The sequence below is a fragment of the Streptomyces sp. JLYT201 genome, from assembly GCF_059448825.1.
This window is the reverse complement of record NZ_CM182551.1, coordinates 2,693,248-2,707,611: the sequence shown is the minus strand read 5'-3', so window position 1 is coordinate 2,707,611 and position 14,364 is coordinate 2,693,248. Positions and strand designations below refer to the sequence as shown.

The 14,364-nt window shown below is 76.2% G+C and carries 10 protein-coding genes; 4 read left to right on the top strand and 6 right to left on the bottom strand.

Annotation, left to right across the window (positions count from 1 at the left end; all coding sequences use genetic code 11):
• Window positions 1–79 precede the first annotated feature (79 nt).
• The 4 genes from AC5WAM_RS10630 to AC5WAM_RS10615 all read left to right on the top strand — a co-directional run bounded on the left by AC5WAM_RS10630 (window position 80) and on the right by AC5WAM_RS10615 (window position 5,540).
• Window positions 80–2,458 carry a GTPase-associated protein 1-related protein gene (locus AC5WAM_RS10630; protein WP_366795416.1) on the top strand — a complete coding sequence of 793 codons (2,379 nt, stop codon included), beginning with the start codon at window positions 80–82 and terminating at the stop codon, window positions 2,456–2,458.
• 146 nt (window positions 2,459–2,604) lie between these two features.
• Window positions 2,605–3,264: a vWA domain-containing protein gene (locus AC5WAM_RS10625; protein ID WP_138967199.1), complete on the top strand. Its 660-nt coding sequence runs from the start codon at window positions 2,605–2,607 to the stop codon at window positions 3,262–3,264.
• Window positions 3,261–4,169, top strand: coding sequence for a protein phosphatase 2C domain-containing protein (locus AC5WAM_RS10620; RefSeq protein WP_495522442.1), 909 nt, complete (start codon window positions 3,261–3,263; stop codon window positions 4,167–4,169). Before AC5WAM_RS10625 ends, AC5WAM_RS10620 begins: the two co-directional genes overlap by 4 nt.
• Window positions 4,170–4,187: 18 nt before the next feature.
• Window positions 4,188–5,540 (top strand): protein kinase domain-containing protein, encoded by a 1,353-nt coding sequence (locus tag AC5WAM_RS10615; protein ID WP_366795414.1) that lies wholly within the window; start codon window positions 4,188–4,190, stop codon window positions 5,538–5,540.
• Window positions 5,541–5,565: 25 nt separating this feature from the next.
• Here AC5WAM_RS10615 and AC5WAM_RS10610 read toward each other — a convergent pair whose 3' ends face one another.
• The 6 genes from AC5WAM_RS10610 to AC5WAM_RS10585 all read right to left on the bottom strand — a co-directional run bounded on the left by AC5WAM_RS10610 (window position 5,566) and on the right by AC5WAM_RS10585 (window position 14,343).
• Window positions 5,566–7,626, bottom strand: a complete 2,061-nt coding sequence (locus AC5WAM_RS10610; RefSeq protein ID WP_495522441.1) for a hypothetical protein — start codon at window positions 7,624–7,626, stop codon at window positions 5,566–5,568.
• A 3-nt stretch (window positions 7,627–7,629) separates the two neighbouring features.
• Entirely contained in the window at window positions 7,630–8,118 is a 489-nt protein-coding gene (locus AC5WAM_RS10605; RefSeq protein ID WP_495522440.1) for a hypothetical protein, read from the bottom strand.
• Window positions 8,115–9,803 (bottom strand): hypothetical protein, encoded by a 1,689-nt coding sequence (locus AC5WAM_RS10600; protein WP_495522439.1) that lies wholly within the window; start codon window positions 9,801–9,803, stop codon window positions 8,115–8,117. The genes AC5WAM_RS10605 and AC5WAM_RS10600 overlap by 4 nt, the downstream gene beginning before the upstream one ends.
• A gap of 63 nt (window positions 9,804–9,866) precedes the next feature.
• On the bottom strand, window positions 9,867–11,744 hold the full coding sequence (locus AC5WAM_RS10595) for an Hsp70 family protein (RefSeq protein WP_495522438.1): 1,878 nt from the start codon (window positions 11,742–11,744) through the stop codon (window positions 9,867–9,869).
• Window positions 11,741–13,882 carry an Hsp70 family protein gene (locus AC5WAM_RS10590; protein WP_366795409.1) on the bottom strand — a complete coding sequence of 714 codons (2,142 nt, stop codon included), beginning with the start codon at window positions 13,880–13,882 and terminating at the stop codon, window positions 11,741–11,743. The genes AC5WAM_RS10595 and AC5WAM_RS10590 overlap by 4 nt, the downstream gene beginning before the upstream one ends.
• Complete coding sequence (locus AC5WAM_RS10585) at window positions 13,879–14,343, bottom strand: nucleotide exchange factor GrpE (RefSeq protein WP_495522437.1); 465 nt, start codon at window positions 14,341–14,343, stop codon at window positions 13,879–13,881. Before AC5WAM_RS10585 ends, AC5WAM_RS10590 begins: the two co-directional genes overlap by 4 nt.
• Window positions 14,344–14,364 lie beyond the last annotated feature (21 nt).

Genomic DNA, 14,364 nt, shown 5'->3' with positions numbered 1-14,364 from the left:
GGGCGGCCGGATTTCCCCCTGGTGGCGGGAAGTTGGCCGACCGCCTGCGAGGGGCGCCCCCGCGTGGTCAGAATGTGGCATGGCCATCCGCCGCCGCAGCTACCGGCTCGCCGAGGAGCCGGTCACCGGAGCCGTCCGACTGATCCCTGTCCCCGCGTCCGCGCCCCCGTCACCTCTGTCCGCGCACGCCGACGGGGCCGAACGCGAGGACCAGCGACAGCTCCGGGAGTGGGCCGAACTGGCCATCGGCACCGGGCACACCCGGGGCCGCGGCCACTCGGGCGACGGCACCGGCCTCAGTTACAGCAGGCTGCCGGACGGCGGCAGCCTGCTGTGCGCCACGGCCGCCGGGGGCGACGTGGCGGCGTACCACCTGACCGAAGCCGACACGCTCGCCCGGTTCGCCGAGGAGTGGCCCATCACCTGGTGGGCGGCGGGGGCGGACCGGACGGAGCACGAACCCGCGCGGGACGCGGCGCCCGCCGCCGTCGGGCACGACGAACTCGTCGCCTTCGCCCGCGCCCACGAGACCCGCGTCGCCCCCTTCCTCGCCGACGTACGGCGCCTCTTCGACGACCCGGCAGGACGACAGCTCGTCGTCGCCGAGGAGAGACCCGGGGCCGTCGCCCGCTGGATCGCCCTGGCCTGCGCCTCGCTGCCCGCCGCGTACGTGCCGTCGCTGACGTTCACCACCGGCGCCGCCGACCCCGGGCGCGCCCCGCAGCACATCGTCGGCATCGGGCCCGACGCCGACTTCGACCGGGGCGACCCCACCGTCCTCGACCACCTCTACCGCGTCCACGACGGCCTCGGCGGGCCCGGCAGCCCGCCCCGCGCCGACACCTGGGCCACCTGGACGGCCCGCCTCTGGATCGCCGGGGAACCGCTGCCCGAGGCGGGCGCCGCCGACGGCGACCCCTTCGCGGCGGGCCCGCTCGTCCCGCGCCTGCTGCGCGCCGGGCTGCTCACCGGGCGCGAGCTGACCGGGCTCGACGGCGACGCGCTGCGGGCGGCCGTCGCCACCCTCGTCGCGTCCGTGGCCGACCCCGGCACCGACCCCGCCGGCCTGCTCGCCGTCTGCCGCGAGCTGCACGCCCACGACCCCGCCGCCGCGGCCCCCCTCGCGCTCGCCCTCGCCCGGCACCGGCTCGGCGCCGCGCGCCCCGAGGAGCTGCCCGGCGAACTCACCGCCGTCTGCGCCGAGGTGCCGCTCGGCGCCGACGCCCAGCGGGCCCTGCGCGGCGAGTACGGCGGCGACGCCGACAAGGCGCTGCGCCGCGCCCTGCGCGACCCCGTCGACACCTGGGCCGAGCCGCTGCGGATCGCCCTCGCCGTCGGCGCCGACGACGGCCGCGGCATCGGCGAGGCCATCGAGAGGCTCGCCCGCGCGCTGCGCGACCCCACCGGAGCCGAGCGCGCACCGGCCGTGCGGGTCCTCGACGACGTCGGCAGCGAGCCGCTGACCCGCCGCGTCCTGCGCCGCCTCGCCGACACCCCGCACACCCGCCGCCTCGACCTGCTCGTGGAGCTCGCCGACTCCCCGTACGGCGACTGGCTGCGCCGCAGCCTCGACGAGAACGCACCGCTGCCCCTGCGCCTTGCCGAGGCCGCATCGCGCTGGCGGGCGGGCGGCGCGGGCCTGCGCGGCATGGAGCTGTTCGCGAAGCTCACCGAGGTCCTCCCGCGCCGCCGGGTCACCGACGCGGACACGCTCAAGCAGATGTGGTGGCTGGTCTGGGGCAGCTCCTGCCCCGCCCCCGCCGAACTGGCGTGGGTGGCGCACACCTGCACGATGCGGCTGCTCGTCGCCGCCGGGTACGGCCTGCGCATGACGGGCCTGCTCGCCGCGCCGGACGGAGTGGACAGGGAACTCGTCGGGTTCGCCGCCGACCTGCTGCACGAGACGCAGCTGCCCCGCCGGGACCGCGCCACCGCCGAACTCCTCGTCGTCGCCCAGGACCTCGCCGACGGCCGCAAGGCCCTGCGGCAGGGCCTGCGCCGCTTCGAGGCGCTGTGCGTCGACGCGGGCCCCCTCGGCAGCACCGTGCGGCGCGGCGTGTTCCGGCTCGTCGCCCTCGCCCTGGCCCGCGCGGACGCCGACCAGCTGGCCCGCCCGCCCGCCTTCGACCAGCTGGTCGCGGCCGGACCCGAACTCCTCGACCCCTACCGGGCGTTCATGCTCGACGAGGACCGCAGGGGCCGCTTGGAGCGCGAACTCCCGCTGCGTCCCGCCGAGGTCGCCGCGTACTACTACCTGTGGCGGCCGCGCGAGCGCCGCGGCATCAGCCACGACTGGCAGCGCGTCGCCGCCGAACTGCTCGACGAGGTCCTCGGGCCCGTCGCCGTCCGCCTCGACGACCGGCAGCTCTCCCACGTGGCCGACGCCATGCTCGACCGCCAGGGCATCGACCGCGTCCGGGAGTGGACCGCCTGGCGCAACAGCTTCCGCGCCCGCTGACCGCCGCGGGCACCCCGGGGCGAAACCGGCGCCCGGCGTCCGGCGTCCTTACGTACCGACCGATCCACCTGGAGAGGGCCAGCGTGAAACAAGCCGACCACAGCAGTGACACCACCGAGATCGTCGACAACTTCCCGGGCGGCTCCATGGCCAGCCGCCCCGTCCACTTCATCTGGATGCTCGACTGCTCGGGCTCCATGAGCGTCAACGGCAAGATCGGCCAGCTGAACTTCGCCATCCGCGAGGCCATCCCGGAGATGCAGCAGGCCGCCGACTCCAACCCCGCCGCGTCCCTGCTGGTGCGCGCCATCTCCTTCGCCAGCGGCGCCAGCTGGCACGTCGGCGAGCCGACCCCGGTGAACAACTTCTCCTGGGAGGACGTCCACACGTACGGCGGCACGGACATGGGCGCCGCCTTCAAGCTCGCCGCGGGCGCCCTGCAGACGCCGCCGATGCCGCAGCGCGCGCTGCCGCCGGTGCTCGCGCTCGCCTCGGACGGACAGCCCACCGACGACTGGCGGGCGGGCCTGCGCGCCATCGACAGCACGCCCTGGGGCAAGCGGGCCGTGCGCGTCGCCGTGGCCATCGGCGACGACGCGGACAAGAGCATGCTCAAGGAGTTCCTCGCCAACCCCGAGCTGGAGCCGCTGCAGGCCAAGAACCCGCGCCAGCTCGCCGCCGCCATCCGCTGGATGTCCACGGCGGTCGTCAAGGACGCCTCGACGCCCAAGGTCGAGGACGCCAAGCCCGCGACGCCCCTTGGCCCGCCGCTGACCAAGGTCGAGGGCGAAGCCGACATCTGGTGACCGCCGAGCAGGGGACAGACCGCGCCGGGGACGTCCGCTGGGCGCTGCTCACCGGCGGGGTCAAGGGCGTCGGCAAGAGGTACAGCCAGGACTGCTGGGCCGCCAAGGCCACCGCGGACGGCCGCGCCGTCGTCCTCACCGTCGCCGACGGCCACGGCTCCGCCGCGCACTTCCGCAGCGACCTGGGAGCCCGCTGGGCCGTGGAGGAGTTCACGGCGTGCGCGGAGGTCTTCGCGCACGAGGCGGTGCGGGTCGGCGCGGACGCCGCGGGCTGGCCGGAGCTGCGGGCCGAGGCCCGGCTCCTGCCGCAGGCCGTCGGGCACCGCTGGCACCGGCGCGCGCTGTTCCACGACAGCAACACGCCCGCGCGCGGCGCCGCCCCCGCCCAGCGTGCCGCCGCCCACCGGCGGGCGCGCGGCCGCGGCGCCCCGGACCTGGCCGCGTACGGCAGCACGCTGCTCGGCGCCGTCCTCACCGAACACACGCTGCTGTGCTGGCAGTTGGGCGACGGCGACATCGTCCTCGTGGACGACGGCGGCGAGCCGCACACCCCGCTGTCCAGCGGCCCGGACCTGGGCGACGAGACCGACTCGCTCTGCGAGCCGGAGCCCTGGCGCAAGACCCGTACGCACTGGCAGCCCATCACGGGAGGGCCGCCGCCCGCCGTGCTGCTCTCCACCGACGGCCTGTCGAAGAGCTTCGCCGACCACCAGGGCTTCCTCGACTTCGCCACCGGGGTGCGCGAGCGGGCCGTCGAACAGGGCCTGGCGGCGGTGCAGGGCCAGCTCGTGGACTGGCTGGCGCGGGCGGCCAAGTACTCGGGCGACGACACGACCCTCGTCGGGGCGTTCGGCGCCCGGCGCGACACGAGTGACGCCACAGGAGGACACGAACCGCATGAGTGAAGGAACGGGGACCCAGGCATGAGCAACGGCATGCTCGCCCGCGGGAAGAAGCTGGTGGCCGAGTCGGGGGAGCGCGTCACGGTCGCGGAGCTCTTCGGCTCCGGCGGCCAGGGCGAGGTGTACCGCGTCACGACGGCCACCGGCGACCGCGCCGTGAAGTGGTACTACCCGCAGCTCGCCGACGCCCGCCAGAAGCACATCCTGGAGGGCCTCATCGAGAAGGGGTGGGACGACGACCGCTTCCTGTGGCCGCAGTCCATCGTGATGGACCCCGACGGCAAGGAGCCCGGCTTCGGCTACCTCATGGACGTGCGCCCGGCGCGGTTCCAGGACCTGCCCGCCCTGTTCCGCCGCGACCCGTCCGTCAAGGACGCCACGATGCGCACCCTGGTGACGGTCGCCCTGCACACCGTGGAGGCCTACCGCGCGCTGCACTCCAAGGGCATCGCCTACCGCGACATCAACTGGGGCAACATCTTCTTCGACCCGCGCACCGGCGACGTCCTGGTGTGCGACAACGACAACGCGGTCGTGGAGGGCGCCCTCGCCGGGGTCGCGGGCACCATGGACTTCATGGCGCCGGAGCTGGTGCGCGGCGACAAGGGCGCCCAGCCCGGCACCCAGACCGACCTGCACTCGCTCGCGGTGCTCCTGTTCCTGCTCCTGATGAACGACCACCCCTTCAACGGCGCCCTCGCCCTGCGCATCCACTGCATGGGCGAGTCCGCCAAGCGCAAGCTGTACGGCTCCGACCCGGTGTTCGTGTACGACCCCGAGGACACCCGCAACCGCCCGGTGGTGGGGGAGCAGCCGACCGTCATCGCCACCTGGGCGGCCCTGCCGAGGATCCTGCGGGACCTGTTCGTCCAGACGTTCACGCACGGGCTGCGCAGCCCGGCGCGGCGGGTGCGCGAGTCCCAGTGGCGGGACGCGCTCAGCCAGGTCCTGGACGCGATCACGCAGTGCCGGGGCTGCGGCAAGCAGAACCTCACCCAGCCCGACGGGGCGCCGCCCGACTGCTGGAAGTGCGGCAAGCCGCTCCAGCTGCCGCCCCGTCTCGAACTGGTCACCGCCACCGGCACCACGCTGCGCACCCGGCGCGGCATCCGCCTCGACCCGAGCGCCCGCCTCTACGCCCACCACCTGGACGGCGACCCGGAGCGCCACGACTTCCGGGCCGTGGTCGGCGAGGTCACCGAACATCCGCAGCAGCGCGGCCGGTTCGGCCTCACCAACCGCACCCGCGGCACGTGGACGGCCCGCAAGCAGGACGGCACGGTCCTCGACGTGGAGCCGGGCCGCACGGTCGGCCTCCAGCGGGGGCTGCTCCTGGAGTTCGGCGGCGGCGCGGAGGCCGAGGTCAAGGACTAGGCGCGGCGCGCCCGCGCTCGCGCCGTCAGGGAGCGGTGGCCGTGCCGCGCCGCAGGAAGCGGTGCCACCACGGCCTGCGCGGGGGTGGCCCGGGCGGGGGCGGCGCTGCGGGCAGGGTGGCCCGGGCGGGCGCGGCCGGGACGGCCACGGCGTCCGGACGCGGCAGCGGCGCCACCGTCACCGCGCAGGCCGTCTCCGGCACGGCGAGGGTGACCTTCCCGCCCGCGGCCCGATGGGTGCTGCGGGCCACGCTGCGCTCCTCGCGGCGCACCCCGTCGTCCCAGGCCACGCGCGCGAGCACAGCGGGCTCGGGCCAGCCGAAGCACACCTCGGCCCGGCCCGCGCCGAGCCGACGTACCGTCAGGTCGCTGATGGCGCAGGGGTGTTCGACGACGACGCTCGGTCCGGCCACCGCGCGCCCGCCGAGCGCGCTCACCGCGGTGAGGCGCAGTCGCCGCCCGGGCGGCGCCGTCACCTCCAGCTCCCGCGCCGGGGCCGGGGCGGCGCCGAGTCCGGCGAACCGCGCCGACACGTCCGCGCCGAGCGCGACCGGACCCGCGGGCCACGGCACCAGCGCGCCCTCGCCCCGCTCCGGGGCGCTCCAGGCGAGCCGCACCCGGTCCCCGGCGCGGTGGGCGGTCAGCTCCGTGACCGGCGCGGGCCACTCGTCGACCCGGACGGTGACGCGCGCCCCCGGCGACCAGGCGGTGCCGCCGTCCGGGCCGCCGCCCGGATAGCCGCAGCTCACCTCGTACGCGTACGTCCCCACGGGCAGGGACGTGTCCAGGAGGCGGTCGGGCCCGCTCGGCACGACGGTGTGCGGGGCGCCGTCCGCCGAGCGCCGCACGCGGACGGCGGTCGCGGCCGGGTGGGGGCGCCAGCGCAGCCGGACGCCCTCGGGCACGGGGACCGCCGTCAGGCCGGTGACGTCCGGGGCGATCAGGACGGGCGCGGTGACCAGCGGCACCCCGATCACCCGGCCGCCGCGCAGCGGCACGACCGCGTAGCGCAGGGCCCGGCCCAGGGGAGCCCGGGTGTCCTCGGCGGTCAACCCCGCGGGTGGGCCGGGGAGTTCGGTGGCCCGCTCCGGCTCGCCGTCGGGGAAGCGCAGTACCTGGTACGTCACGGTGGCGCTGACCCGGGGCGGCCGCCAGGTCAGGCGTACGCGGAGGTCGTCGACGGCCACCGTGGTGGGGGCCCGGCCGGGCACCGCGGTCGCGTCGGCCAGGCCGGTGGCGGCGCGCAGCAGGCCCGTGCGGGTCTCCGGGGCGTCCTCGGCCTGCCGCAGCGCGCCGAGCCACGCGGTGGCGGCGGCGCGCCAGTCGCCGTGCTCCTCCAGGGCGCCGGCCCGTGCGGCGAGCCGGGCCACGGCGGCGGAGCGGTCCCGCAGCGAGCCGAGCAGCCGCGCGAGGACGTGGTCCCGGGGCGCGCGGGGCAGCGCGTCGGCCACGCGTTCGGCGGCGCGCAGGCGCAGCCCCGGCCAGACGTCGTTGACGGCCTCGGCGGCCCGGCGCACCGGCCCTTCGGCCGGGAAGCCCGCGTCGACGGCGGCGGCGAGCAGCCGGGCCTCGCTGCGGTGCACGCCGAGCGCGGCCACGTCGTCGGCGGTGGTCGCGGCGCCCTCCGGCCCCGGTGCGCGGTCCTTCAACAGGCAGCACAGCTCCCACAGGACCACCCGGCGCAGGCCCATCGGGTCGTCGCGGGCGAGGGTCTCCAGGGTGTCCACGACGGCCGCCGCGGTGAGGGCGCGCGGGTCGGCCGACGTCCGCCAGGCGTCCTGCGCCTGCCGTACGTACGGCACGTCCACGCGCTGCCACAGGCCGCCGCGGCCGGGGAACCACAGGCCGTCCAGGACGCGGAAGCCGTCGTCCGTCTCGGCCTGCGGCAGGGTGCCGAAGACTCCGTCGGCCGCGCGCCGCCGCGCGGGTTCGCGCAGCAGGCCCGCGGCGTGCTGGAACCCCAGGTCGCGCAGGGCGGCGCGCAGGGCGGCGTAGCCGCGCATGCCGGGGAACTCGGGGAGCGCGGGCAGCGGCGGCAGCGTGTCGGTGCCCGTGGCCCGGACGCCGGGCCGCCAGCTCTCGGCCACCGGTCAGCCTCCGGGCGCCGTGAAGAAGTACACGCGGACGACGGCCGTCGACACCTCGGCGCCCAGGTCGTGGAAGTCGTCGGTGGCGGTCTTGCCGCCGAACATCGCCGGACGTCCCCTGCTCAGCTGGGAGTTGACCAGATGGGCGTACTCCGTGCCGCTCGGGCCGCCGCCGAAGGTCAGCACGAGCGCGGCCCTGCGCCCCTCCCAGCGGTGGGTCTCGCGGCCGATCTGCCGGGCGAGCGACTTCTTGTCGGTGCCCTTGACCTCGAACTCCTCCGGCTCGCGCGCCACCGACGGCGGCCCGGTGGGCTCGGGCTTCTCCTTGGCGTGCGCGCCCGCGCCGCCCGGCGGCTTCGGGCGCGCGGCCAGCGGGTCGGGCCGGTCGGCCATCGACACCAGGGCGAGGACGAGGAGCAGGTCGGCGAAGAGCCAGCCCGCCAGCACGACCCCGGCGACCCGGCTGCCGCGCTGCCGTCGGCGCGGGGTCACGTGTCAGCTCCGGGAGGCGTGGGCGGGCGCCGCGGCGGCGGGCGCAGGGCGGTGGTGCGGTCGGACCGCACGTCGTCCTCGGCGGCCTCGTGGCGGCGCTCGCCGCTCAGGGCGGGGTCGTCCTGGACGTCCTGCTCGGGGGCGGGGTCCCGCCGCGTCGGCGGGGGCGTCGGGCCCTCGTCGGCCGGGGGCGGCGCGGGGGCGTGCGGCGCGGCGGCCGGGGCGCCGTTCGTGCCGGTGGCGCCGTGCGCGCCCGTGGTGCCGTGGGCGCCGTTCGTGCCGGGCCAGGGCGACGGGGCCGGGGGCTCGTAGGGGCCTGACTCCCGGTACGGGCCGGGCTCCCCGTAGGGGCTGGACTCCCCGTACGGGCCGGGCGTTCCATACGGACTCGACGTCCCGTACGTGCCCGACCCGGAGCCGTACCCCGGCGAACTGCGCCCGTACGACGCGGCGTTGGTCGCGTACGCGCCGGTGCTCGCCCCGTACGCCTCGGACGCGGCGCCGTACGGGTCCGCTCCGGCGCGGTGTCCCTCCGACCCGTTCCGCGAGGACGTCGTCGCGAGGGACCGGACGCCCCTCTCCAGGCGGGCCGCGGCGTCCTGCCAGTGCGCGGCCGCCGCGTCCCAGCGCTCGGTGGCGTCGCGCATGCCGTCCACCGCGTCGTTCGTGCGGCCCGTGCTGGTCACCAGGGCCGCGCACGCCTGCTCGGTGGCCTGGGCCACCGCGTCCGTCTTGGTGACGAGGTCCTTCTGGGTGGTGACGAGCGAGCGCAGCGAGCTCTCGACGGTCGTGCCCACCGTCTTGACCAGGTCGCCGAGCTGCCGCGTGGCGGTGACGCCCACGTTGCTCGCCTCGGCCGTGGCGCGCTGGCCCTCGCGCACCGCCGTCTCGATGCGGTCGGCGGCCGCGCCCAGCTTCGGCACCTCGGCGGTGAGCCGGCCCGCCGCCTGCTGGAGGGCCGTCGTGGCGGTGGTCACGGAGCCGGTGGCGGCGACGAGCGCCTTGTGGTTGTTGTCGGCCTCGGTGGCGAGCGAGCGCATCTCCTTGGCGGCCTTGGTCAGTTCGGAGGTGAACTGCTTCGGCGAGGCGCTGCGGTGCGGGGCGAGCAGCATCTGGAGGCGGGTCAGGACGGACGCGAGGTCCGCGAGCAGCCGCTCGCGCTCCGCCTCCTGGGCGTCCTCCTCGCGCTCGGCCCGGGTGCGCACGCGCGCGTGCACCACGGAGAGGAGCACGAGCAGGGCGATCAGGACGACCGCCATCAGGGCCACGTTCTCGAACCGGCCCAGCGGCGACAGATGACCGCCGAAGCCCGACTGCCACAGTTGCAGGAACGGCCGCGTGGCCTCCTTGCGGTCCACCTTGCTCAGTTCCCCGTACGCGTGCACCGCCTCGCGCAGGCCGAACCAGGTCACCAGGAGCGGGACGAAGACCAGGGCGCCGAGCGCGGCCTCCAGGAGCCCGTCGCGCCGCGCCGAGGGTCTCCTGTCGCGCGCGGTGACGCTCTCCGGGCGGACGTAGGCGTGCACGAGGTCCAGCTCGGACCAGCGGTCCAGGCGCTTGTCGTTGGTCAGGTCGTGGGCCAGGACGTCGAGTTCGGCGGCGCGCGGGCCGAGCGCCGGGTGGCCCGCAAGGTCCTGCAGTTGCTTGATGAGCTCCTGCTTGTCCAGCAGCTGTGCGGGCGTCAAGCGCGTACTCCCTGTCTCGGGACCGGTGCGTGACCGTCGAGTGCCTCGCCCATGAGGCCCTCGTCAGTCGAGGACGTCACCCCTGCCGCGCCGGTTCCTGCCGTCACGGGTCAGCCGGGCCAACAGCGCCTCGGCATCGGGGTGTTCAGGGTCCCACGTGAGGCACTTGCCAAGGGCCTCAATCGCCTCATCGCGTGCGCCCCGCCGGTGCAGCTCCCGGGCGTGCCGGTAGGTGCGGTGGGCGAGCAGGGCCCGCACCCGCTCGTTCGTCGGGTCGTGGCCGTACGCGCAGCGCAGCCAGCGCTCGGCGTCGGGGAAGTGGTCGGGCGCCACGTCGGCCATGGCGGCCGCGCAGTGCACGTCGATCATGGCGTCGAGCACGTCGGCGCGCGCCGGGTGCGCGGTGGCCTCCTGCCAGGCCAGGTGCGAGGCCTGCACGGCGTGCTCGTACCGGCCGAGGTCGAGCAGGGCCCGGGCCCGGGCCAGCTGCCGCCGGGCGGCGTGGCTGAGGGGGTCGGCTTCCTCGGGGGCCGGCTGCGGGGCCGGGGCCTGCGGTGGCCCGGCGGGCTGCGGGGGCGGCCGCTCGGAGCCGTCCGGGTCCGCCGCCGCCTCCGGTGCCGCCGTCGCTCCCGTCAGGCCTTCGAGGAGCTCCCGCGCCTCCGCCACGATGTCCCTGAGCAGCGCCACCGCCTCCCTCCTGCGGCCCTGGCCGGCCAGTTCGCGGGCCTGCGCCACGTCGCGGCGCGCCGGGCCCGGGGCGTCGTCCGGGGCGAGCAGCGTCGCGGTGAGCGAGGGCGCCTCGGCGAGGGTGTCGCGCCCCGGGTCCGGGGGGTCGAGCGGACCCTCCTCCAGGGACGCCGCGCCGGACGCGGAGGCGCCCCCGCCCGCGAGCCGCACCGCGTGCTTGAGGGCGCCGAGCGCGAGCAGCTCCCGGGGCCCGTGCGCGGTGCTCCGCCCCAGGTCCGCCACGCCCGAGCGCACCTGCGCGAGCCGCGTCGCGCCCCCGACGAGCAGCAGCGTGTCCACGTCCGGGCGGGTCAGGGCCGCCTCGCCGAGCAGGTCGTGGGCGCGCCGCACGGTCCGGCGCACATGCGGCTCCAGGAAGGCGTCGAGGTGCGGCCGGGTGATCCGCATGCGCAGCGGCGGTCCGGTGCCGAGGTCGAGGGTGAGCGCGGCGGACTCCGCGGCAGGCCCCTCGGCGGCGCCCAGCTCCTCGCGCGCCTCCTGGGCCCGCTCCCGGTGGCCGAGCCACCGCCGCGCGCTGCCGCCGGACACGGAGGCGGGACCCCGGTGGGCCCGCAGCAGCCGCACCGCGGAGGCGAGCGCGGCCTCGTCGAAGGCCCGGCCGCCGGAGGTGGCCGCGCCGTCGTAGCCGAGCGCGCGGTAGTGGCCGCGGACCCCGCGCACCAGGCCCAGTTCGAAGCCGTCGTAGCCCATGCCGTACACCAGGAAGGTGCCGCTGTCGCGGTCCGTGGTGTGCCCCATGACGGCGGCCAGCGAGTCGCTGATGAGGCGCACCGGCGCGAGCCCGGCCGCGGCCGCCGCGTCGCGCAGGGCCTGGCGCTGCCGCGACTGGAAGGCGGCGGGCACGCTGATCACCGTCTGCGTCACGGCTCCCGCGCGGGCCTCGACGCGCTCGCGCAGGGCCCGCAGCATCCGCGCCGCGACCGCGTCGGCGTCCTCCGTGCCGTCCCGCCACGGCACCGGACTCCCGCTGCCGAGCAGGGACTTCACACTCGGGAACACCACCGGCAGGACCCCCGCGGCGGCCGGCGCGCACACCAGCCAGGGCCACTCGTCGGCGGGCAGGTCGAGGCGGCGCACCGGCTGCCCGGCCACCGCGAAGAGCGCCCGCACCCCCGTCGCGCCGAAGTCCACGCCGAGGCTGACCCGGCCGTCGGCGTCCTGCGCCGTCACCCCCGTACCCCCCGCTGCCGTCATCCGCCCGCCATATCGTCCGGGACTTGGAGGATGCCGTCGTAGTCCCGCTTGCTCGGCAGCGACGGCACGGCGCGCTCGGAGTAGGCCACCGCGATCATGCTGCGCAGGTTCTTGGCCTGCTCGGCGGTCTGGATGCGGTTGCCGTTGCGGTGGGCCGACTTGACCTGCTCCACGGCCTCGCTGATCGCCTTGACGGTCTCCAGGGGCGCGCCGTCCGAGGCCAGCTCGGCCTGGCGGAACTGGCTGGCGAGCCCGCACTGGTGGTACATGTCGTCGAGCAGCAGCTCGGTCAGGCGCTGGTACTCGCCGCTGTCGCCCATCTCCACGGCCCGCTGCGCCTGCGTGATGTCCCGGCGCACCTTCAGCTCCTGGGTGTGCTCGATGTAGGGCCCGTACCGCTTCAGGAAGTGCTGGGCCTCCCGCTCGGCGAGGCCCAGCTCCTCGCGGAGCACCGCGCTGTCGACCTCCCGCTCGGTCTCGGGCGGCGGCGTGCGCGGCTTGTCGCGCCGCGGCGTCGCCTCCAGGGCCATGTCGGTGCCGCGCACGCTGACGCGGACCGTGATGATGCGGTCCGCCGAGTAGTTGAACGACACGTCCACATGGCGGTTGATCTCGATCTCCTGCGGCAGCTCGAACTCGACGACGCCCTGCTCGTCGTTCTCGCTCGCCACGTGGCTGTCGCCCTCGTACACCGGCACCCGGATCAGCCGGCTGTCCGTCGCGTGGAACGTGCGCGTGCGCGGCTCCGGCAGCGGGAAGGGCGAGCCCGCCGGGATGATCGGCACGAACACGTCGCGGCGCGCGCCCTTGACCGCGGCGATGCCCATCGCCATGGGCGTCGACTCGAACAGGCCCGTGGAGCCCACCGGCCGCGCGTTGACCAGGCTCTGGCCGCAGTCCGCGCACGCCTCCGCGGTGTACTCGTTGGCCTTCAGGCACTGCGGCGCCGGACACTCCACGCCGTTGAGGGTCTCGGCGAGCACGCCCGCGCCGTAGGCCACGCACTCCATGGGGTTGATGTTCCGGCGCACCTTGTCGCCGCCGAAGTACGCCTCGACCGCCTCGTACACCGGGCGGGTCAGGGTGCCGCCGCCGACGAGGAGCACGTCCGAGATGTCGTCGGGCGTCAGCTCGTAGCCCGTCAGGGTCTCCTTGACGAGGTCCATGGTGCGGGTCACCAGGGGTGCGATCATCCGCTGGAACTCCTCGCGGGTGAGCGCCATTTCGACGTCGACGATGCCCTCCGGGCCGTGGTAGGCCGCCGGGATCACGATGTACGTCTCGCTCAGCTCGTTCAGCTCCCGCTTGGCGGCCTCGGCGGCCTTCTTCGCCTGGAACAGGAACTCCTTGTCGCGGGAGGGGTCGACGCCCCGCTCGTCCCGCATCCAGGCGATGATCCGCTCCACGATCGCCAGGTCGAAGTCGTCGCCGCCGAGCCAGATGTCCCCGGCGGAGCGCAGCACCTGGAACTGGCTGTTGCCCTCGGCGTCCTTGACGGTGTTCAGGACGGAGATGTCGAACGTGCCGCCGCCCAGGTCGTAGACGAGCACCCGGCTGCGCGCCCCGCCCGGCTTGTGCAGGCCGAACGCGACGGCCGCCGCGGTCGGCTCGTCGATGATCTTCTTCACCACCAGGCCCGCGCGCTCCGCGGCCTCCCGGGTCGCCGCGCGCTGCGCGTCGCGGAAGTACGCGGGCACGGTGATCACCGCGTGCGTCACCTGCTCGCCGAGGGTGCGGGCCGCGTCCCGCACCAGCTTGTCGAGGATCACGCTGGAGATCTCGGAGGGCGTGCGGCTGCGGCCGCCGAGCAGCACGTGGGCGCGCGGGTCGTCGTCGGGCCCAGGGACGATCTCGTACGAGAGGCGCTCGCGGGCCTGCGCCACCGAGCGGTCCGCGAAGTCCCGGCCCATCAGGCGCTTCACGGACACGACGGTCTCCCGCGGCTGGCGCACCGCCCATCTGAGGGCGTCCTCGCCGACGAGCGTCTGGTCCTTGCCGTCGCGGCGCGCGAGGCCCACCACCGACGGCGTGAGCCGGTCGCCCTTGCTGTTGGTGAGGACCGCGATGTCGTCGCGGTGCGGGTCGTGGGCGGCGACGGCGCTGTTCGTCGTGCCGAGGTCGATCCCGATGGCCTTCATCCCTGTGCTGTCCCTTCCTGTGCTGCCTGGGTCCGTTCCTCCGCGGCGTCGCCCGCGGCGACCACGACCCGGGCGGCGCGCAGCACGTGCCCCCGGTATCGATACCCGCGCCGCGCCACCTCAAGGACCTCGTCGTCGACCGCTCCCGGGGGCGCCGGGCGCACGCCCACGACGTGGTGCGTGGCCGGTTCCGCGCGCTCGCCGACCGCGCCGAGCGGCTCCAGGCCCGCGCCGGTCGCGGCCGCCTCCAGCTGCCCCGCGATGAGCCGCACCGTGCGCCGGTACGCCGCCGGGTCCTGCTGCCCGGCGGCGAGCAGCCGGTCGCACGCGTCCAGGGCGTCGGCGCACGCCAGGAGCAGCCGCTCGGTGTGCGCGCGGTGCGCGGCGTCGCGCTCGGCGAGCGCCCGCGCCCCCTCGTACGCGACGCGCGCGGCCGCCGCGGTGGACTCCTGCTCGGTCACGGTCTCCTCCTCATCCGTCCT